The sequence below is a fragment of the Cellulosimicrobium sp. RS genome (genome assembly GCF_046159675.1).
GTDB lineage: Bacteria > Actinomycetota > Actinomycetes > Actinomycetales > Cellulomonadaceae > Cellulosimicrobium > Cellulosimicrobium funkei.
Map to the genome: position 1 here is coordinate 61,545 of NZ_JBJXVU010000007.1, position 18,731 is coordinate 80,275.

The following is an 18,731-nucleotide window of genomic DNA, read 5'->3' on the forward strand; positions in this document are numbered from 1 at the left end:
CCGCTCACAGCGGACGGACAGCGGTGGCATCCGGACAGCACACGCCCGCTCCGTAGACACGGCCCATGAGCACCCCTGCCCCGCACCCCGCCCCTCCCGCCTCGTCCCCGCCGCCCGTGTCCCGACGCCGACGACGGTGGCGTGCCGCGATCGTCACGGCCCTTGCCGTGCTGCTCCCGCTGGGTGGCGCCACGGCGTGGGCGCTGGACCGGTTCGTCGTCGAGCACGTCGAGATCGCCGACGTGTCGGCGTACGAGGCCTCGCAGGGTCTCGACGTGAGCGGGGCGTCGGGCCAGGGGGCGACCGCGGACGACGGCGCGGGCGCCTCGACCGGGACCTCGGCGGGCACCTCCGCGGGCACCGGGACGGTCGACGGCGACACGTACACGTCCGACAGCACGATCATCACGGTCTCCCGGGTGACCACCGGGTCGGGGGACGACACCCTGACGTACTACGTGGCCGACGTCGTGCTCTCCGACATGACGGACCTGCGCTCCGCGTTCGCGCAGGACGCGTTCGGCACGAACATCACGGAGACGACGTCGGACATCGCTGCCGACAACGGCGCCGTCCTCGCGGTCAACGGCGACTACTACGGGTTCCGTGACACCGGCATCGTCATCCGCAACGGCGTCGTGTACCGGGACGAGGGCGCGCGCGAGGGCCTCGCGATCTACCGCGACGGCCACGTCGAGGTCTACGACGAGACGACGACCGACGCGCAGAGCCTCGTCGACGCCGGGGTGTGGAACACGCTGTCGTTCGGGCCCGCGCTCGTCGAGGACGGCGAGGTCGTGGCCGGGATCGACGACGTCGAGGTCGACACGAACGTCGGGAACCACTCGATCCAGGGCGAGCAGCCGCGTACGGCGATCGGGGTCGTCGACGAGAACCACCTCGTCCTCGTCGTCGTGGACGGCCGTCAGGAGGGCTACTCGCGCGGCGCGACGACGACCGAGCTCGCCGGGATCCTGCAGGACCTCGGCGCGAAGACCGCCTACAACATCGACGGCGGCGGGTCCTCGACACTCTGGTTCGACGGCGAGGTCGTCAACAGCCCGTCGCAGGGTCGTGAGCGTGGCACGTCCGACGTCCTCTACGTCGCGGACGGTGCCTGATGGCCGCCGCGACCACGCGCGAGCAGCCCGCGGACCCGGCGACGAGCGTCGCGCGGACCGCCGTCGTGGTGCCTGCGTACCAGCCCGACGCGCGGCTCGTCGCGCTCGTCGACGCGCTGCGGGCGGCCGTCCCCGAGTCGCCGGTCGTGGTGGTCGACGACGGCAGCGACCGGCGGTGCGGGGGAGTGTTCCGCGCGGTGCGGGCGCTGGGCGCCGTGGTGCTCACCGTCCCGGTGAACCGTGGGAAGGGCTACGCGCTGCGGACCGGGATCCGGTGGGTGCGCGACCGGCTGCCCGGCCACGGCGTGGTGTGCGCCGACGCGGACGGGCAGCACACCGTGGTCGACGTGCTGCGGGTCGCTGCGCGCTCGCAGGCCGAGCCCGAGGCCGTCGTGCTCGGCGCGCGGCGCTTCGCGGGCGACGTGCCGGTGCGCAGCCGCATCGGCAACGCCGCGACCCGCTGGGCGTTCGCCGCGACGACCGGCACGCGTGTCCGGGACACCCAGACCGGGCTGCGCGCCTACGGGCCGGGCCTGCTCGGCGATCTCCTCGCCGTGCGCGGGGACCGGTACGAGTACGAGCTGCGCGCGCTCCTCGAGGCGACCCGCGCGGGCCGCCGGATCGTCGAGGTGGACGTCGCGACGGTGTACCTCGACGACAACGCGTCCTCGCACTTCCGGCCCGTCGCCGACTCGCTGCGCGTGTGGGCGCCGCTGCTGCGGTTCGCGGCGTCGTCGCTCGGTTCGGCCGCGGTCGACGTCGTCGCGCTGCTCGCGCTGCACGCGGGCACCGGGTCGCTCCTCGCGGCCGTGGTGGGCGCGCGCCTGCTCAGCGCGGGCGTGAACTTCGCCGTGAACCGCCGCCTGGTGTTCCCGGGCGGGCGCGATCTCCCGCTGCGCGTCGCGGCGGCCCGGTACGTGGCGCTCGCGGCCGTGCTGCTCGCGGCGAGCTACGGGCTGCTCGCGCTGCTGACCGGGATCGGCCTGCCGCTCCTCGCGGCCAAGGTCGGCACCGACGCCGTGCTCGTCGCGACGAGCTACGAGGTGCAGCGGCGCGTGGTGTTCGCGCCTCTCAGCGCTGACCGGCGTCCCGCTCGACGAGGGCGGGCACGTGGTCGCGCGCCGTCCAGCGCCGGCCGACCCACTTGATGACCTCGACGAGCAGGAAGACGACGAGCGCGAGCCCGAGCGTCTTGCCCCACTCCGCGAGCGCGATGGGCGCCGAGTCGAACCACGAGTGCATGAACGGTGCGTAGACGAAGACGGCCTGCAGCGCGAGCAGCGTCGCCGCCGAGACCCAGACGACCCGGTTGCCGCGCAGCACGTCAAGCGTGAGGCTCGACCGGTCGAGGAACCGGCAGTTGAACAGGTAGGCGAGCTGGCCGAGCGCGAGCATCGTGACAGCCGTCGTCTGGGCCTCGGCGAGCGGGACGCCCTGCGCCCGCTCGACGTAGAACAGCAGGATGGTCGCGCCGCCGATGAGGAGCGACACGAGCAGGATGCGGCGCACGTACGCGCCGTCGAGGATCGACGCCTTCGGGTCGCGCGGGGCGCGGCGCATGACGTCGGGCTCCGCCTTCTCGTACGCGAGCGCGAGCGACAGCGTGACCGCGGTGATCATGTTGATCCACAGCACCTGGACCGGCTGGAGCGGCAGGGTGAGGCCGAACAGGACCGCGACGAGGATGACGAGCGACTGCGCGCCGTTGGTCGGGAGCAGGAACAGGACGGACTTGCGGATGTTGTCGTAGATCCGCCGCCCCTCCTTCACGGCCCGCTCGATGGTCGCGAAGTTGTCGTCGGCGAGCACGACCTCCGCGGCCTCCTTGGTCGCCTCGGTGCCCTTGATGCCCATCGCGACGCCGACGTCCGCCTGGGTGAGCGCGGGGGCGTCGTTGACGCCGTCGCCCGTCATCGCGACGACCTCGCCGTGCGACTGGAGCGCGGACACGATGCGGATCTTGTGCTCAGGGCTCGTGCGCGCGTACACGTCGACGTCGCGCACCACCTGGCGCAGCTTCTCCGTGCTCATCTCCTCGAGCTCGGGGCCGGTGAGCACGGCCGGCGCGGACGAGCCGTCGTGGGCGTCGACGATGCCCATCTCGCGGCCGATCGCGAGCGCGGTGCCCGCGTGGTCGCCGGTGATCATCTTCACGCGGATGCCCGCGTCGCGGCACTCGGCGATGGCCTCGATCGCCTCGGGGCGCGGCGGGTCCACGATGCCGACGAGCCCGCACAGCTCCAGGCCGTCCGCGACGTCGGCGACGTCGAGGTCCGCCGTGCCCTCGGCGGCCGGGCGTCGCGCGGCTGCCAGCACGCGCAGACCCTGCCCGCCGAGCGCGTCGATCTGCGCGTCCCAGAACGCCCGGTCGAGCGGCTCGCTGCCGCCGTCCAGGTCGAGCTGGGTCGCGCAGCGGTCCAGGACGCGGTCGGGCGCGCCCTTGACGTGCACGTGCAGGCCGCCGTCGGGGTCGGCGTCGAGCGTGGCCATGAACTTGTTCTCGGACTCGAACGGCACGACGGCGACGCGCCGCCACCCCGTCGGGTCGACGCCGGCCTTCATGCCGAGCGTGCGCAGCGCCCCCTCCGTCGGCTCGCCGACGAGCCGCCAGCCGTCGGTGTCCTCGCCGTCGGGCACGATCCGCGCGTCGTTGCACAGCATCATGACCGTCGCGAGGGCCGCGAGGTCGCGGTCGTCGGCGAGGTCCGCGTGCCGGGTGCCCGACGCCGGTCCCTCGCCCGCGCCGTCCACCTCGCCGGGTGCGCCGGTCGCCCCGGGGCGGGGTGCGTCGTCGGGCACGGTCACGTCTCCCACGGGCGCGTACCCCGCGCCCGCGACCGCGAACGTGCGCCCGCTCGTGCGGACCGTGCGCGCCGTCATCTCGTTCTTGGTGAGCGTGCCGGTCTTGTCCGAGCAGATCGTGGTCACCGAGCCGAGCGTCTCGACCGCGGGGAGCTTGCGCGTGATCGCGCGGCGCCGGGCCATCTGCTGCACCCCGAGCGCGAGCGTGATCGTCACGAGCGCGGGCAGGCCCTCCGGCACCGCGGCGACCGCGAAGCCGATGGACGCCGAGATGAGCTCCGGGACGGTGAAGTCGTGGAAGACGCGGCCGATGATCACCATGACGACGGCCATCGCGAGGATGAGCACCGCGAGCAGCTTGCCGAACCGGTCGAGCTGGCGCGTCAACGGCGTCGCGAGGCTGCGGACCTCGGAGATCATCGTCTGGATCCGGCCGATCTCGGTCGCCGTCCCGGTCGCGGTGACGACGCCCACGCCCTGGCCCGCGGCCACGAGCGTGCTCGAGAAGAGCATGCTCGACCGGTCGCCCACGCCCGCGTCCGCCCCGACCGGGGCCACCGACTTTGCCGCCGCGACCGACTCGCCCGTGAGCGCCGACTCCTCGACGCGCAGGTTCGTCGCCTGGATCAGCCGGACGTCCGCGGGCACGCGGTCGCCCGAGCGCACGCGCACGACGTCGCCGGGCACGACGTCGTCGGCGTCCACGCGGGCCCACGCACCGTCGCGCCGCACCTCGGCGTTGACGGACAGCATGTTCCGGATGCCCTCGAGCGCGCTCTCCGCGCGCCCCTCCTGGATGAACCCGATCGCCGCGTTGATCACCGCGACCGCGAGGATCACCGTGAAGTCGACCCAGTCGCCGAGGATCGCCTTGAGCACGGCCGAGACGAGCAGGATGTAGATGAGGATGTCGTCGAAGTGGACGAGGATCCGCTTCCACAGCGGGTCGCGCTGCGGCGGCGGCAGCCGGTTGGGCCCCACCTCCGCGAGCCGTGTCGCGGCGTCGGCGCTGGAGAGGCCGCCTGCGTCCGTGCCGAGCTCGGCGAGGACGGCGTCGGGCGGGCGCGACCACGGCGCGTCGAGCGACCGCTCGGTCGTGCTCGCCGAGGTCGAGGAGGCCGCCGTGGCGGGGGTCGGTGCAGCGTCCGGCGCGGATCCCATGCCCCTATTCGACCCCCGATGCCCGGATCGCGCGAGGGGCGAAGGACCGTGACCCGCGACACGCCAGCGGCGAGCGGTCAGCGGTGAGCGGTCAGGGTGAGGAGAACGGGTTGACGACGGGGACGCCGCAGGTAACGAAGTCCCGGGTGTTCCGGGTCGCCACCGTGAGCCCGTGGGCGAGGGCGGTCGCCGCGAGCAGAGAGTCGACGACGGGCAGCGGGCGCGCCGCGTGCACGGCCGGCCACCGCTGCGCGATCTCGAGCGTGACGGGGAGGATGCGGTCCCCGTACGTCTCCTCGAGACCGTGGACCCACGTCTCGAGCGCGGTCGCCCGCGCGGCGTCGCGAGACATGAGGCGCTGGACCCCGGTGCGGATCTCGCCGACGGTCAGCACCGAGAGGTAGATCTGGTGCGTCCGCAGCCCGCGGAGCCACGCGACGACCTGCTCGTCCGGGCGGGTTCGCACGAGCTCGGAGACGACGTTCGTGTCGAGCAGGTACCTCACGCGTCGGCCCCGAGATCGAGCTCGCGCAACGGAGTCCGGTCACGGGTGAGGTCGAGGTCGTCCGCCGTGGGTGCCTCGAGGAGATAGTCGGCGAGCTCCACCCGGACCCCGGCGAGCTCGTGGTAGAGGTCGATCCCGACGACGACGGCGATCTCCTTGCCGTGCCGGGTGATGACCTGGGGACCGTTCTCGGCCTCTCGCAAGACCTCGCTCAGGCGTTGCTTCGCGTCCTGCACCTGCCAGCTCATGGGGCCCCCGCTCCTCGTCCTGTCTGGACAGACTAGACAGGACGGAGCCGGGGATCAAGGCGCGTGGCATGCCTGGGAGAATCGACGACGTGAGCGAGACCAGCACCCGAGCCGGCCTGAGGGTCGTGCACGTCACCGACCCCGCCGACGACCGCCTCGCGGACTACAACCGCCTGACCGACGTCGCGCTGCGGTCCAAGCACGAGCCGGAGAAGGGGCTGTACATCGCCGAGAGCTCGACGGTGATCCGGCGCGCGCTCGCCGCGGGGCACCGCCCGCGGTCGTTCCTCATGGCCGAGCGCTGGCTCGACGACCTCGCCGACGACATCGCCGCGCTGCCGGTCGACGACGCCCCGGGCGGCACGGGCGAGCAGGTCCCGGTCTACGTCGGTGCGCCCGACGTGCTCGAGGCGATCACCGGGTTCCACCTGCACCGCGGGGCGCTCGCGGCGATGCACCGGCCGCCGCTCGCGCCCGTGCACGACCTGCTCTCCGCGGCACGCGGCGGGACGGGCGCGCGCCGGGTCGCGGTGCTCGAGGACATCGTGGACCACACCAACGTCGGTGCGATCTTCCGGTCGGCCGCCGCGCTCGGGGTCGACGCCGTCCTCGTCTCGCCGCGCTGCTCCGACCCGCTCTACCGCCGCTCGGTGCGCGTGAGCATGGGCACGGTGTTCCAGGTGCCGTGGACGCGGTTCGAGACGTGGCCGGGCGGCCTCGACCTGCTGCGTGACGAGGGCTTCGTCGTCGCCGCGCTCGCCCTCGCCGACGACGCGGTGAGCCTCGACGACATCGTGGCCGACCCGCCCGAGCGGCTCGCGCTCGTGCTCGGCACGGAGGGCGACGGCCTGTCGCACGGTGCGATCGAGGCGGCGGACCGGGTCGTCACGATCCCCATGGCGGGGGGAGTGGACTCGCTCAACGTCGCCGCGGCGTCGGCTGTCGCGTTCTGGGCGACGCGCGTCCCCTGACTCGTCGGTCGCGGCGGGAGCGACGGGAACAACGGTGCTCCCCGACGCGTTGGGCCCGTGTCCGTACGTCGTACGAGAAGAGGTCCCGTGCCGGTCCAGCCCTCCCCGTCCCTGCGTGCCACCACCCGTCCCGACCGCCTGCGCGACGCCGCGGCGCATGCCGTCGCCGAGGAGCAGCAGCACCTCGACGCCGCGCTCACCCGCCGCGCGGAGCTCCTCGCGGAGCTCGACGCGCAGCTCGCCGCCCCTGCCGACGACGTCGCCGACCGGGTCCCGGCCGCGGGCCCGCCCGGGGCCGAGGCCGTCGTCGAGCGCGCGCGGCGCGCCGGGCTGCGCCGCCGTCGCACGGAGCTCGAGCGCGCGGAGAGCGGGCTCGTCTTCGGCCGCGTCGACACCGTCGACGGGGTCACGCGCCACGTCGGGCGCGTCGGGATCACTGCGCCCGAGGACGACGCGGACCCGCTCGTGCTCGACTGGCGTGCTGACGGTGCACGCGCCTTCTACACCGCGACAGCGCGCGAACCGCAGGGTCTCGCGCGGCGTCGGCACGTGCGGACCGCGGGGGACCGGGTCACCGGCGTGGACGACGAGCCGCTCGACGGCTCGGTGACCGGGGCGGAGCAGGAGGACGGGCTCGTCGGCGAAGGCGCGCTGCTCGCGGCGCTGTCGGAGCGCCGTACCGGGCGCATGGGCACCGCCGTCGCGACCCTCCAGACGGAGCAGGACGCGATCGTGCGCGCCCCGGCGGACCAGGTGCTCGTCGTGCAGGGCGGCCCGGGGACGGGCAAGACCGTCGTCGCGCTGCACCGCGTCGCGTACCTGCTGTTCACCCACCCGCACCTCGCGGAGCGGGGCGTCCTCCTGCTCGGGCCGTCGTCGCGCTTCCTCGAGTACGTGGCGCAGGTGCTGCCCGCGCTCGGGGAGACGGCGGTCGTCTCGGCGACGTGCGACACGCTCGTGCCCGGCGTCGCGCCGGAGCGTGACGAGGCGCGCGACGTCGCGGAGATCAAGGGGCGCGCGCTGTGGCAGGGCGTCGTCGCCCGGTACGCGGACTCCCTCGTCCCGGACGCGCGAGCCCTGACGGTCCGCCTCGACGGCGAGCCGCTCACGCTCGACGCGGCCCGCGTCGCCCAGGTCCTGCGCGCCTCTCGCGCGGGAGGCCGCAGCGTGCTGGCCGCGCGGGGCCGGGCCGTGGACCTGCTGCTCGACGCTCTCGTGGACGAGGCCGCGGCACGCCACGCTGAGCTACTCGAACGGGTCGAGGAGGGGTTCGAGGACGTGCTCGGGAAGCTCGACGCCGGGCTCGCCGCGCGCGACGACCGCGCCCCCACGACCGGCGCGCGCGGCGGCGACGTCGACGGCGAGCTCACCGAGGAGGACCTCGACCGGCTCCGGGAGGACCTCGCGCGCGACGCCGGGTTCACGGCCGCCGTCGACGCCTGGTGGTCCGTCACGGACGTCCGCACCGCGCTCGCGCACCTGCTGGGCGACGCCGCGCTCCTCGCGCGCCACGCGCCCGACCTGACGGCGGCCGAGGTGCGTCGCGTCACGAGCGGGCCGCCCGCGCTCGCACCGAGCGACGTGCCGCTGCTCGACGCGCTCGCCGACGCGCTGGGGGCTCCCGACGCGCCCGGCGAGCAGGGCGAGTTCCTCGCGCAGCGCGCGGCCGCGCGTCGCGACTGGGTCTACGGGCACGTCGTGGTCGACGAGGCGCAGGAGCTCTCGCCCATGCAGTGGCACATGGTCCTGCGACGCTGCCCGACGCGGTCCGTGACGGCCGTCGGGGACGTCGACCAGACCGAGGCGCCGCACCGCCACACGGACTGGGCGGACGCCGTCGGGCCGGTCCTCGGGGACCGCTGGCGGCGCGCGGACCTCACCATCTGCTACCGCACGCCGCGCGAGGTCATGGCGCTCGTCGGGCCGGTGCTGCGCGCCGCGGGCAGCCGGAACGACCCGCCGTGCGCGGTGCGGGACGCGGCGGTCGAGCCGCGGGACGTCGTCGTGCCGGGCGGTACGCCGGGACGACTGGGTGAGGCGGTCGCCGCCGAGGTCGCACGCCTCGCGGCCCGGTACGACGGCGGGACCGTGGGTGTCGTGGCGCCGCTCGCGCGCCTCGCGACGCTGCGCGCGGCGGTCGAGGGCGTGCCCGTCCTCGGGACGTCCGAGGCGAAGGGCCTCGAGTGGGACGCGGTCGTCGTCGTGGACCCCGACGGCGTCGCCGCCGAGCCGCGCGGGTGGAACGGGCTGTACGTGGCGATGACCCGGTGCACGCAGGAGCTCGTCCGCGTCGCGGTGGGCGAGCCCGCCCGCTCGGCCTGAGGGCCGCGCTCAGTCCGAGGGCGCCGACCGGGCGAACCGGTCGACCTCCCGCACCACGACCTCGACGAGCGCCGGGTCGCCGAGCGGGAGGAAGTGCCCGGCGAGCGGCAGCTCGACGTTCCGTCCGCCCTCGAGGCGGCCGGTCTCGGGGATGTGGGGGTCGAAGCGCGGGTAGACGGCCGTGATGCGGGCGTCGACCCCGCGCTCGGCGGCGAGCGCGACCAGCGCGGCGTCGCGCGGCGAGAACGCGCGCAGCGTGCGCCCGAGCAGGTACTGCGCGTAGCGCGAGCCGCGGAACGGCGTCGCCACGGCGACCATGCCGGCGACGCGCGGCCCGGCGGTCGACAGCATGACGCGCTTGCCGACGAGGCCGCCCTTGCTGTGGGCGACGAGGACGACGTCGTGCAGGTCGGACCGCTCGAGGAACGCCGCCGTGCGGTCGGCAGCCTCGGCGAACGGGCGCCGGTTGTAGCCGAGGCCGGGCACGGCGTGCACGGGGTGCCCGGCCCGGGCGAGGGCCGTCGCGATCGGCCCGAGGAGCTGCCACGTCTCGTAGACGCCGGGAAGGAGCACGACGGGGCTCGCGCCGCCGGGGCCCGTCGGGACGGGTCGGCGTGCGCGCAGGGCGCCCTGGACCTGGCGCGCGGCGACGTACGCGTAGTCCACCGCGCGGTCGCGCAGCCGCAGCGAGCGGGGCCAGCGGGGCGCCCTCACGGCAGGTCCCGGGGCAGTCCGCGCGGCAGTCCACCGGCAGCACGCACGGCGGCGACGATCCCCTCCGGGTCGGCGTCCATCGCATGGTGGCGTCCCCGGACCTCGCGGAACATGCCGCGCGGCGCGGCGAGCGCGAGCTCGCGGCACCACCGGCGCGGCGCGATCGGGTCGTGCGCGCCCCGCACCACGACGAGACGCCCCGGCACGTGCGGCACGACGTCCTCGAGCCGGTGCGCCAGCATGTGCCGGACCTGGCGCGCGTAGTGCGGCAGCGAGCAGCGCAGCACGTAGTCGACGGCGAGCGTCGCGAGCGCGCGCGGCCGCTCGCCCACCGCGTCGCGCGCGAGCCGAAGCGCCTGGCGCGGCGCGCTGCGGGCGTGGCGGTCCGCCGTCGGCCCGACGAGCACGCCCGCGGGCGCCTCGCGGGGGTGGTCGGCCATGGCCTGGGCGACGACCTGCGCGCCCATCGAGTGGCCGACGAGCACGACGACGGGGCGCGGCGCCCCGTCGGGGAGGTCGAGCACGTGGCGGCGCACGTGCTCCGCGACGACGGCCGCGTGCTCCTCGATCGACACGTCGCGCGCCGCGCGGGGCGCCGCGCCGAAGCCGGGCAGGTCGATCGCGTGCACCGCGACCCGGGGGAGCGCGCCCGGCCGCAGGAGCGCGCGCCGCACCGGGTCGAACGCGCGCGCCGACGACCCGACGCCGTGCACGAGCACGACCACGACGTCGGGCGCGTCCGCCCCGGACACGTGCACGACCGCGGTGAGGTCGCCGACCGCGCAGCGCACCTCCGCGGTGCCTGCCGACGCTGCCGCCGAGGGCGTCGCCGACGCCGACGCCGACGCCGACGACGCCGTCGACGGCGCGGACGACGCGCCGGAGCGGGCCCGGGCGAACCGGACCCGCTCCGTGACGTGCTGGGTGTCGTCGCCGGCCGTGGCCGACGACGTGCTCCGGGTCGTCAGCTGACGTCTCCTCGCCACGCGCCCGTCTCGGCCCCGCGGGACTCGATGAACTCCTTGAACCGGGCGAGGTCGCCCTTGACGCGGCGCTCGTCGAGCTGGAGGACGTCGCCCACCTTCTCCAGGACCCCCTCCGGCGTCCAGTCGAGCTGGACCGTGACGCGGGTCTGCGTGTCGTTCAGCCGGTGGAAGGTCACGACGCCCGCGTGGTCGGGGCCCGACGTGCTGTTCCACGCCACCCGCTCGTCGGGGTGCTGCTCGGTGATCTCCGCGTCGAACTCGCGCTCGACGCCGCTGATCTTCGTCTTCCAGTGCGTGTGCGTCGCGTCGAGCTGACGGATCTCCTCGACGCCCTCCATGAAGCGGGGGAACTCCTCGAACTGGGTCCACTGGTCGTAGGCCGTGCGGACGGGGACGTCGACGTCGATCGACTGGGTGACCGTGCTCATCGGTGATACCTCCTGTGGTTGGCGGGCGGTACGACCACACCCTTCCCGGGGTCCGTCCCGCTCGCGCGGCGAACGGGGGTCGGCCTCACTCCAGCGCGCTCGACGGGTCCCCGGACGCCGGCTCGGCCGCGTCGGTGCGCGAGCCGAGGGAGTCGTCGCCCATGTCCTGCGCGTCCACGACGGCGAGCTCGTCGAGGAGGAACAGGAACGCACGGGCGTAGGGGTTGTCGTCCACGCGCTCCCGGACGTCGGACCAGTCGATCTGCTCGCGCATCGCCCGCGCGACCGGCAGGAGCCGCGAGAAGTCGCAGTAGTGCTCGCCGAGGACGCGCAGCTTCGACGCCATGATCTCGGTCGCGGACAGCACCGGCATGCGGACCGCGAGGACCTCGAGCTCGTCGGTGCGCGCGAGCAGGTCGTCGTCGATCGGCTCGCCGACCATCCGGTACAGGACGTCGATGAGCTCGCCCCCGTGGTACGCCTTGAAGAGCCAGTTCTCCGTCGGCTCCGTGATCTCGAGCCCCGCCTCGCGCAGCACCTCGCGCGCGCGGTCCACGTCCACCTCGCGGATCGCGAAGTCGGCGTCGTGGCTCGGCTCCGGCGCCCCGCGCGCCCACGCCGCGTAACCGCCGACGAGCGCGTGCGGGATCTCGGCCTCGGCCAGCGCCGCGGCGGTCATCCGGAGGCCGTCGTGCAGTGCGTCCCTGTCGTCCACCATGCCCAGGGTCTACACCACCCCGGGGGTGCTGGCACGTCGCCACGGGGGAGCTGTCGCCCCGCGGAGCGCGTGCGGCGTCGGGCCGTGGTCCCCACAATCGGGAGGGTGCGCCTCGCGACGTTCAACATCCTGCACGGGCGGTCGCTCGTCGACGACCGCGTCGACGTCGACCGCTTCGCCGGTGCCGTCCGGGCCCTCGACGCGGACGTCCTCGCGCTCCAGGAGGTGGACCGGGACCAGCCCCGCTCGCACCGCGCCGACCTCACGGCGGTCGCGGCCGAGGCGGCGGGCGCCGTCGACCACCGGTTCGTCGCGACGCTCGTCGGCGAGCCGGGCGTGTGGACCGCGCCGACGGGGGAGCACCAGCCGGGCCGCGCCGCCTACGGGATCGCCGTCGTGAGCCGATATCCGGTCACCGCGTGGCGCACCGTCCTGCTGCCCGCGCCCCGCACGCGCGTGCCCGTGCGCTTCCCCGGGCGCCGGCTGCCGACGCTCGTGCGCGACGAGCCGCGCGCGGCGCTCGTCGCGCGCGTCGAGGCGCCGGGCGGGCCGGTGACGGTCGTGTGCACGCACCTGACCTTCGTGCCGGGGCGCAACCTCACGCAGCTCGTGCGGCTCACCCGCGAGCTCGCCGCCGACGTGCCCGACGGCGAACCCGTCGTCCTGCTCGGCGACCTCAACATCGAGGCGCCCCAGGCGGCGCGCACCAGCGGGTGGCGTCCGCTCGCCTCCGCGCCGACGTTCCCCGTCGGCGAGCCCGCGCGCCAGCTCGACCACGTGCTCGCCCACGGCCCGGTCCGGGCGACGGCGCCCGCCGTCGCGGTCGACACGGGGCTGTCGGACCACCGGGCGCTCGTCGTGCCCGTCGCGCTCGGCGGGGAGCGGCACGCGTCCCCGACGCGCGCGCACGCGGCGGACGAGGACCACGCGCCGCCCACCGCGGGCGCGGGCGAGCCGCGACGGCGGGCCGGCCGGGCCGCCGAGGGCTGACCGCGAGGCTGTTCGTGAGCCCCGTCACACGGACGTGAGGGGCTGGTTCCGGGCGGGCGACATAGATTAGCCTCACCTTTGTGAGTGGAACCTCAGCTGCCTCGGTCGCGCCGGGCCTGCCCGGCGCCCCGGCGCTCGCGGGTCACGACCTGCGGCTGTCCTACGACGACCGCACCGTGGTCCACGGCGCCGCGCTCGAGCTCGCCCCGGGGGCCGTCACGGCCCTCATCGGGCCCAACGGCTCGGGCAAGTCGACCCTCCTGCGCTCGCTCGCGCGCCTGCACCGGCCTGACGCCGGGACCGTCGCCCTGGACGACGAGCCCGACGCGCTCGCGCTCCACGCCAAGGACTTCGCGCGGCGCGTGACGCTCCTGTCGCAGAGCCGGCCCACGCCGTCGGGCGTGAGCGTGCGCGACGTCGTCGCCTACGGGCGCCACCCCTACCGCGGCCGGTTCCGCTCGAACGACCCCGACGGCCCGCGCGCGATCGCGCACGCCATGGACGTCACGGGCATCACCGCGATGGCCGACCGCGGCGTCGACGAGCTCTCCGGCGGCGAGCTGCAGCGCGTGTGGCTCGCGACGTGCCTCGCGCAGGACACGAAGGTGCTCCTGCTCGACGAGCCGACGACGTACCTCGACCTGCGCTACCAGGTCGAGCTGCTCGACCTGGTCCGCGACTTGGCGAGCGAGCACGGCGTGGCCGTGGGCGTCGTCCTGCACGACCTCAACCAGGCCGCCGCGGTGGCCGACCACGTCGTCCTGCTCCACGGCGGCGTCGTGCGCGCCACGGGCCGGGCCGAGGACGTGCTCACGACCGAGCTCCTCACCGAGGTCTACGGCATCCACGTCGACGTCTACACGCATCCCCTCACGGGGCGCACGTGCTGCGAGCCGCTCGGTCGGCACGCCGCCCGGCTGGACGCGGCCGTCCTCGTCTGACCGCGGCGTCCGGCGCCGGGCCGCGACTCTCCGCACCTCTTCGTACTCCTCCGCACCGTCTCCGCACCGAACCCGAAGGACACCCATGCGCTCGACCACCCGTTCCCTCGCCGTGGGCGCCGTCGCGCTCGCGACCGCGCTCGCGCTCACCGCGTGCGGCACGACCGAGGAGCCCGCGACCGGCGGCTCGTCCGACGGCGCGACGACCGACGCCGCGTCCGGCCCGGTCACCGTCACCGACGAGCGCGGCGAGGTCACCCTCGACGCCCCGGCCACCGACATCGTCTCGCTCGAGTGGGGCCTCACGGAGAACCTCGTGGCGCTGGGCGTCGAGCCCGTCGGCCAGGCGGACGTCGAGGGCTACAACACGTGGGACACCGTCGCGCCGATCGACGCGAGCACGCCCGACGTCGGCACGCGCGGCGAGCCGAGCCTCGACGCGATCTCCGCGCTCGAGCCGGACCTCGTGGTGACGACCACGGACCTGCCGGAGAACGTCATCGCGCAGATCGAGGAGGTCGCGCCGGTGCTCGCGCTGCGCGGCTCCGACGGCGAGGACCCCATCGGCTACATGCGCTCCACGGTCGAGACGCTCGGCACCGTGACGGGCCGCGAGGACGAGGCGGCCGCCGCGCTCGAGGAGTACGACGCGAAGATCGCCGAGGCCACCACCGCTCTCGACGAGGCGGGCCTCGCCGGGGCCGAGTTCACGATGGCCGACGGCTGGGTGACGAACGGCGCCGTCTCGATCCGCATGTACACGCCGGGCTCGTTCTTCGGCGCCATCGGCGAGGAGATCGGCCTCGTCAACGCCTGGACCGAGGGCGGCGACCCCGACTACGGCCTCGCGCAGACCGACGTCGAGGGCCTCACCCAGCTCGGCGACGTGCAGTTCCTCTACGTCGCGAGCGACTCCGAGGCGAACCCGTTCGAGGAGGGCCTCGCCGGCAACGCCGTGTGGGAGCAGCTCCCGTTCGTCACGGCCGGCGACGTGCACCGTCTGCCCGACGGCATCTGGATGTTCGGCGGCCCGCTGTCCGCCGCGGCCTACGCCGACGCGGTCGTCGAGGCCCTGACGGCCTGACGCGGCACCCCCGGGCGCGTACCACGCCAGGACGACGAGAAGGCTGACGAGACCCACTGTGAGCAGGCGAGAGCAGCGCACCGCGCCGGAGCCGGACACCCTCCTCCTGGAGGACCCGGCTCCGGCCGTCGTCCCCGGCGCGGACGGCCCGGAGGGCGGCTTCCCTCCGGGCACCGGCACCGCCCCGGGCCCGACGGCGGCCACCCCCCGCGCGCGGACGTCGCGCCTCGGGGTCGCGGGCGCGTTCCTCGCGGCCGCCGTCGTCGCGCTCGTGCTCGCCGCCGTGCACCTCACGCAGGGCACGGCCGACGTCGGCCCGCTCGACCTGCTGCGCCTCGCGACCGGGGGAGACGGGGTCGACCAGACGGTCGCCGTCCTCGTCGCGTCGCGCGTGCCGCGGCTCCTCGCCGGTCTGCTGCTGGGCGTCGCGCTCGGCGTCGCCGGCGCGGTGCTGCAGTCGGTCGCGCGCAACCCGCTCGCGTCGCCCGACACGCTCGCGGTCAACGCGGGCGCCTACCTCACGGTCGTCGTGGTCGCCGCGTTCGGCCTCTCGGTCCCGTTCTACCTCCAGGGCGGCCTCGCGTTCCTCGGCGGGCTCGCCGCGGCCGGGCTCGTGCTCGTCCTGGCGCGCGGCGGCGCCGACGGGCCGACCCGGCTCGTGCTCGCCGGCTCCGCCATCATGCTCGCGCTCCACTCGCTGACGACGGTCCTCCTCGTGCTGTTCGAGCAGGAGACGATGGGCCTGTTCGCGTGGGGGAGCGGCTCGATCGTCCAGTCGGGCACGCGCACGGTCACGATGGCCACGCCCGTCGTCGTGGTCGGCGTCCTCGCCGCGCTCGTCCTCGCGCGCCGGCTCGACCTTCTCGGCCTCGGGGACGACGCCGCGACCGTCCTCGGCGTCGACGTGCGCCGCACGCGCGTCGCCTCCGTGCTCGTCGCCGTCCTGCTCGCCTCGATCGCCGTGACCGTCGCCGGTCCGGTCGGGTTCGTCGGTCTCGCGGCGCCCGTCGTGGCCCGCCTCGTCGCACGTCGCGTGCCCGGGCTCGGGCGGCACGTCCTCCTCCTGCCCTTCGCGGCCCTCGTCGGCGTCGTCGTCGTGCTCGGCGCCGACGTCCTGCTCCGCCTCCTGCTGCCCGGGACGCTCTCGATCGCCGTGCCGACCGGCATCGTCACGACCGTCCTCGGCGCGATCCTGCTCGTGTGGCTCGCGCGCCGCCTGCGCGACTCGGGGCCCGCGTCGTCGCGCGGCGGGCACGGTGCGCTGAGCCGGCCGCGCTCGCGGCGCGCGGTCGTCGTGGTCGTGGTCGTCCTGTCGCTCGCCGTCGCCGCGGCCGCCGTCGCGGGCCTCCTGCTCGGCGACCGGGTCGTGCTGCTGGGCGACGTCGCGAACTGGTGGGCCGGCGTCGCCGGCCGGCACGTGACGTTCGTGCTCGACCAGCGCGTCCCGCGCGTGCTCGCGGCCCTCCTCGCGGGCGCCGCGCTCGCGCTCGCCGGCACGATCGTGCAGGCCGTGTGCCGCAACCCGCTCGCGGAGCCGAGCCTGCTCGGCGTGACGTCGGGCGCCGGCCTCGGTGCCGTGACGATGATCCTGCTCGTCCCCGGCGTCGGGATCTGGCCGATGTCCGCCGCCGCCGCGGTCGGGGCCTTCGCCGTGTTCGGGCTCGTCTACGGGCTCTCGTACCGGGGCGGGCTGAGCTCCGACCGGCTCGTGCTCATCGGCATCGGCGCCCAGGCCGGGGTGATGGCGATCATCACGCTCCTCGTCGTCGTCGTCGCGCCGTGGGACGTGAACCTCGCGCTCACGTGGCTGTCGGGCTCCACGTACGGGCGCACGCTCGAGCAGCTGATCCCCGTCGCGCTCGCGCTGCTCGTGCTCACCCCGCTCACCGCGGTGTTCCGGCGCGACCTCGACGTCGTGGCGCTCGACGACGACACGCCGCGCGTCCTCGGCGTCGCGCTCGACCGCACGCGGCTGCTCCTGCTCGGCGTCGCCGCGCTGCTCACCGCCGCGGCCGTGTGCGCCATCGGGGCGCTCGCGTTCGTCGGCCTCGTCGCGCCGCACGCCGCCCGCGCGCTCGTCGGGTCGCGGCACTCCCGGGTCGTGCCCGTCGCGATGCTGCTCGGGGCCCTCCTCGTGTCCGTCGCGGACACGCTGGGCCGCGTCGTCATCGCGCCGGGGCAGATCCCCGCGGGTCTCGGCACCGCGCTGCTGGGCGCGCCGTACTTCGTCTACCTGCTCTGGCGCAGCCGCGGCCGCGGAGCGTGACGTGTCTCACCCCGCCGGGCGCAGGTCCGCGTCCCGGACGGGTTGACCCCGCCGTGGGCGCGTAGGTTAGCCTCACCTGTGTGAGCCAGACCGTCGTCGCACCCCGCACCCGCGCTCGTCGTCCCGTCGCCCGTGCGACCGCCCCCTGGCGCTTCTTCGACGTCGAGGTGGCGCGGGTCGAGCAGCTCTCGCCGAGCTTTCGCCGCTTCACCTTCACCGGCCCGGAGCTCGACCTCTTCGGCGACCCGGGGCTCGACGTCCGGATCAAGTTCGTGCTCCCCGCGCCCGACGGCGGCTACGAGCACCTCGTGCGCGACGCCGAGTCCTGGTACGCCGCGTGGCGCGACCAGCCCGAGGAGCGCCGCAACCCGCTGCGCACCTACACGACCGTCGCGGTGCGCCCCGAGGCGCGCGAGGTCGACGTCGACGTCGTGCTGCACGGCGACGCCGGCCCCGCGTCGCGCTGGGCGCTCGCCGCCGAGGTCGGCACGCCGCTCGTCCTGCTCGGCCCGGACGCCACGTTCGACGGCCCGGCCGGCGGCATCGAGTTCCGCCCGCCCACCCGCCCGCACGCGCTCCTGCTCGCGGGCGACGAGACCGCGCTGCCCGCCATCGCGGCGATCTGCGAGGACCTGCCCGCCGACGCGTGGGGCGAGGTCTACGTCGAGGTCCCGCACGTGGGCGACGCGCGCGACCTCGTGACCCCGCCCGGGGTGCGCGTGACGTTCCTCGCGCGCGACGACGTCCCCGGCGGGCCGCACGACGCCCACGGCGCGCGCCTCGTGCCGGCCGTCAAGGAGGCCGCCGCGCGCATGCTCGGTGCGGGCGTCCTCGGGACGGACCCGCCCGTCCAGTGCCGCACCGCGGAGGACCTCGAGGACGTCGACGTCGACGCGTCGATCCTCTGGGAGGTCCCCGGGCTCCTCGACGAGGAGACCGTCCTCTACGCGTGGCTCGCGGGCGAGGCGAGCGCCATCAAGACGCTGCGCCGCCACCTCGTCGCCGACCTCGGCGTCGACCGCCGCGCCGTCGCGTTCATGGGCTACTGGCGCGAGGGCCGCGCCGAGAGCTGAGGCGTTCCCGGGATCCTGTCGAGGCTCCCGTCGAGACACGAGAAGTGGCCCCCACCGAGCACGGTAGGGGGCCACTTCTCGCATCTCGGCTGTGCGGCGCCGCTCAGACGCTGCGCGGTCGACGTCGGTACCCAGAGCGTCGGCACCGAGCGCACCGCCACGACGTCGGGCAACGAGAGAGGGAGGCCCGACCGGCCTCCCTCTCCAACGTATAGCGCACCGGGGGTCTTGCGGCAAGGCCCCCTCGGGGGCGCAGAATCTCCGCTCGTGCGCGGGTCGTCGTGGCCCGTGCGTCCCTCCGCAGGACCCGGACCGGAGCTGATGACGTTGCCCGACGCCCCCGTGACCGCCACCACCGACCCGTCCCGCCGCCCGTCGGCCCGCCCGACCGCGGACCAGGA

The 18,731-nt window shown here is 75.3% G+C and carries 17 protein-coding genes; 10 read left to right on the plus strand and 7 right to left on the minus strand.

Annotated features, from left to right (window positions below; genetic code table 11):
• The first annotated feature begins 65 nt into the window (after positions 1 to 65).
• Together ACI769_RS12025 and ACI769_RS12030 are read left to right on the plus strand one after the other, a co-directional pair.
• On the plus strand, positions 66 to 1,121 hold the full coding sequence (locus ACI769_RS12025; protein WP_085387790.1) for a phosphodiester glycosidase family protein: 1,056 nt from the start codon (positions 66 to 68) through the stop codon (positions 1,119 to 1,121).
• Positions 1,121 to 2,269 (plus strand): glycosyltransferase, encoded by a 1,149-nt coding sequence (locus ACI769_RS12030; protein ID WP_085387791.1) that lies wholly within the window; start codon positions 1,121 to 1,123, stop codon positions 2,267 to 2,269. The genes ACI769_RS12025 and ACI769_RS12030 overlap by 1 nt, the downstream gene beginning before the upstream one ends.
• Here the strand turns inward: ACI769_RS12030 and ACI769_RS12035 are convergent.
• From ACI769_RS12035 to ACI769_RS12045, 3 genes are all read right to left on the minus strand, one after another.
• Positions 2,193 to 5,084: a cation-transporting P-type ATPase gene (locus ACI769_RS12035; RefSeq protein WP_085387792.1), complete on the minus strand. Its 2,892-nt coding sequence runs from the start codon at positions 5,082 to 5,084 to the stop codon at positions 2,193 to 2,195. The genes ACI769_RS12030 and ACI769_RS12035 overlap by 77 nt on opposite strands.
• A 91-nt stretch (positions 5,085 to 5,175) precedes the next feature.
• Positions 5,176 to 5,589 (minus strand): type II toxin-antitoxin system VapC family toxin, encoded by a 414-nt coding sequence (locus ACI769_RS12040; RefSeq protein WP_085387793.1) that lies wholly within the window; start codon positions 5,587 to 5,589, stop codon positions 5,176 to 5,178.
• Positions 5,586 to 5,837 (minus strand): type II toxin-antitoxin system Phd/YefM family antitoxin, encoded by a 252-nt coding sequence (locus ACI769_RS12045; RefSeq protein WP_085387794.1) that lies wholly within the window; start codon positions 5,835 to 5,837, stop codon positions 5,586 to 5,588. Before ACI769_RS12045 ends, ACI769_RS12040 begins: the two co-directional genes overlap by 4 nt.
• A gap of 89 nt (positions 5,838 to 5,926) precedes the next feature.
• Here ACI769_RS12045 and ACI769_RS12050 point away from each other — a divergent pair, with 89 nt between their 5' ends.
• Positions 5,927 to 6,808, plus strand: a complete 882-nt coding sequence (locus ACI769_RS12050) for an RNA methyltransferase (RefSeq protein WP_232322552.1) — start codon at positions 5,927 to 5,929, stop codon at positions 6,806 to 6,808.
• An 87-nt stretch (positions 6,809 to 6,895) separates the two neighbouring features.
• Positions 6,896 to 9,130, plus strand: a complete 2,235-nt coding sequence (locus ACI769_RS12055; RefSeq protein ID WP_409141635.1) for a HelD family protein — start codon at positions 6,896 to 6,898, stop codon at positions 9,128 to 9,130.
• A gap of 9 nt (positions 9,131 to 9,139) precedes the next feature.
• Here ACI769_RS12055 and ACI769_RS12060 read toward each other — a convergent pair whose 3' ends face one another.
• Both ACI769_RS12060 and ACI769_RS12065 read right to left on the minus strand, forming a co-directional pair.
• A complete protein-coding gene (locus tag ACI769_RS12060) occupies positions 9,140 to 9,844 on the minus strand; it encodes an alpha/beta hydrolase (RefSeq protein ID WP_168945948.1) in 705 nt (234 codons plus the stop codon).
• On the minus strand, positions 9,841 to 10,635 hold the full coding sequence (locus tag ACI769_RS12065) for an alpha/beta fold hydrolase (protein WP_409141636.1): 795 nt from the start codon (positions 10,633 to 10,635) through the stop codon (positions 9,841 to 9,843). The genes ACI769_RS12060 and ACI769_RS12065 overlap by 4 nt, the downstream gene beginning before the upstream one ends.
• Before the next feature lie 7 nt (positions 10,636 to 10,642).
• Between ACI769_RS12065 and ACI769_RS12070 the strand changes: the two genes are divergently transcribed.
• Entirely contained in the window at positions 10,643 to 10,816 is a 174-nt protein-coding gene (locus tag ACI769_RS12070) for a hypothetical protein (RefSeq protein WP_409141637.1), read from the plus strand.
• On the opposite strand, the gene ACI769_RS12075 is transcribed toward ACI769_RS12070, so the two are convergent.
• Complete coding sequence (locus ACI769_RS12075) at positions 10,809 to 11,258, minus strand: SRPBCC family protein (RefSeq protein ID WP_409141638.1); 450 nt, start codon at positions 11,256 to 11,258, stop codon at positions 10,809 to 10,811. The genes ACI769_RS12070 and ACI769_RS12075 overlap by 8 nt on opposite strands.
• 85 nt (positions 11,259 to 11,343) lie before the next feature.
• Positions 11,344 to 11,976 (minus strand): nucleotidyltransferase family protein, encoded by a 633-nt coding sequence (locus tag ACI769_RS12080; protein WP_076404711.1) that lies wholly within the window; start codon positions 11,974 to 11,976, stop codon positions 11,344 to 11,346.
• Positions 11,977 to 12,081: 105 nt separating this feature from the next.
• Between ACI769_RS12080 and ACI769_RS12085 the strand changes: the two genes are divergently transcribed.
• The 5 genes from ACI769_RS12085 to ACI769_RS12105 all read left to right on the plus strand — a co-directional run bounded on the left by ACI769_RS12085 (position 12,082) and on the right by ACI769_RS12105 (position 18,330).
• Positions 12,082 to 12,966, plus strand: a complete 885-nt coding sequence (locus ACI769_RS12085) for an endonuclease/exonuclease/phosphatase family protein (RefSeq protein ID WP_082774365.1) — start codon at positions 12,082 to 12,084, stop codon at positions 12,964 to 12,966.
• 80 nt (positions 12,967 to 13,046) lie between these two features.
• Entirely contained in the window at positions 13,047 to 13,907 is an 861-nt protein-coding gene (locus tag ACI769_RS12090) for an ABC transporter ATP-binding protein (RefSeq protein WP_051876422.1), read from the plus strand.
• Between the two features lie 85 nt (positions 13,908 to 13,992).
• Positions 13,993 to 14,991: an iron-siderophore ABC transporter substrate-binding protein gene (locus ACI769_RS12095; RefSeq protein ID WP_043656895.1), complete on the plus strand. Its 999-nt coding sequence runs from the start codon at positions 13,993 to 13,995 to the stop codon at positions 14,989 to 14,991.
• A gap of 106 nt (positions 14,992 to 15,097) precedes the next feature.
• Positions 15,098 to 17,257, plus strand: a complete 2,160-nt coding sequence (locus ACI769_RS12100) for an iron ABC transporter permease (protein WP_409141713.1) — start codon at positions 15,098 to 15,100, stop codon at positions 17,255 to 17,257.
• Positions 17,258 to 17,337: 80 nt separating this feature from the next.
• Positions 17,338 to 18,330 carry a siderophore-interacting protein gene (locus tag ACI769_RS12105; RefSeq protein WP_043656901.1) on the plus strand — a complete coding sequence of 331 codons (993 nt, stop codon included), beginning with the start codon at positions 17,338 to 17,340 and terminating at the stop codon, positions 18,328 to 18,330.
• Positions 18,331 to 18,731: the final 401 nt, after the last annotated feature.

Coding starts and splice junctions, on each gene's coding strand:
- ACI769_RS12080 (WP_076404711.1), bottom strand. CDS start 11,976: ATGGTGGACGACAGGGACGCACTGCACGACGGCCTCCGGATGACCGCC.
- ACI769_RS12030 (WP_085387791.1), top strand. CDS start 1,121: ATGGCCGCCGCGACCACGCGCGAGCAGCCCGCGGACCCGGCGACGAGC.
- ACI769_RS12075 (WP_409141638.1), bottom strand. CDS start 11,258: ATGAGCACGGTCACCCAGTCGATCGACGTCGACGTCCCCGTCCGCACG.
- ACI769_RS12095 (WP_043656895.1), top strand. CDS start 13,993: ATGCGCTCGACCACCCGTTCCCTCGCCGTGGGCGCCGTCGCGCTCGCG.
- ACI769_RS12035 (WP_085387792.1), bottom strand. CDS start 5,084: ATGGGATCCGCGCCGGACGCTGCACCGACCCCCGCCACGGCGGCCTCC.
- ACI769_RS12025 (WP_085387790.1), top strand. CDS start 66: ATGAGCACCCCTGCCCCGCACCCCGCCCCTCCCGCCTCGTCCCCGCCG.
- ACI769_RS12045 (WP_085387794.1), bottom strand. CDS start 5,837: ATGAGCTGGCAGGTGCAGGACGCGAAGCAACGCCTGAGCGAGGTCTTG.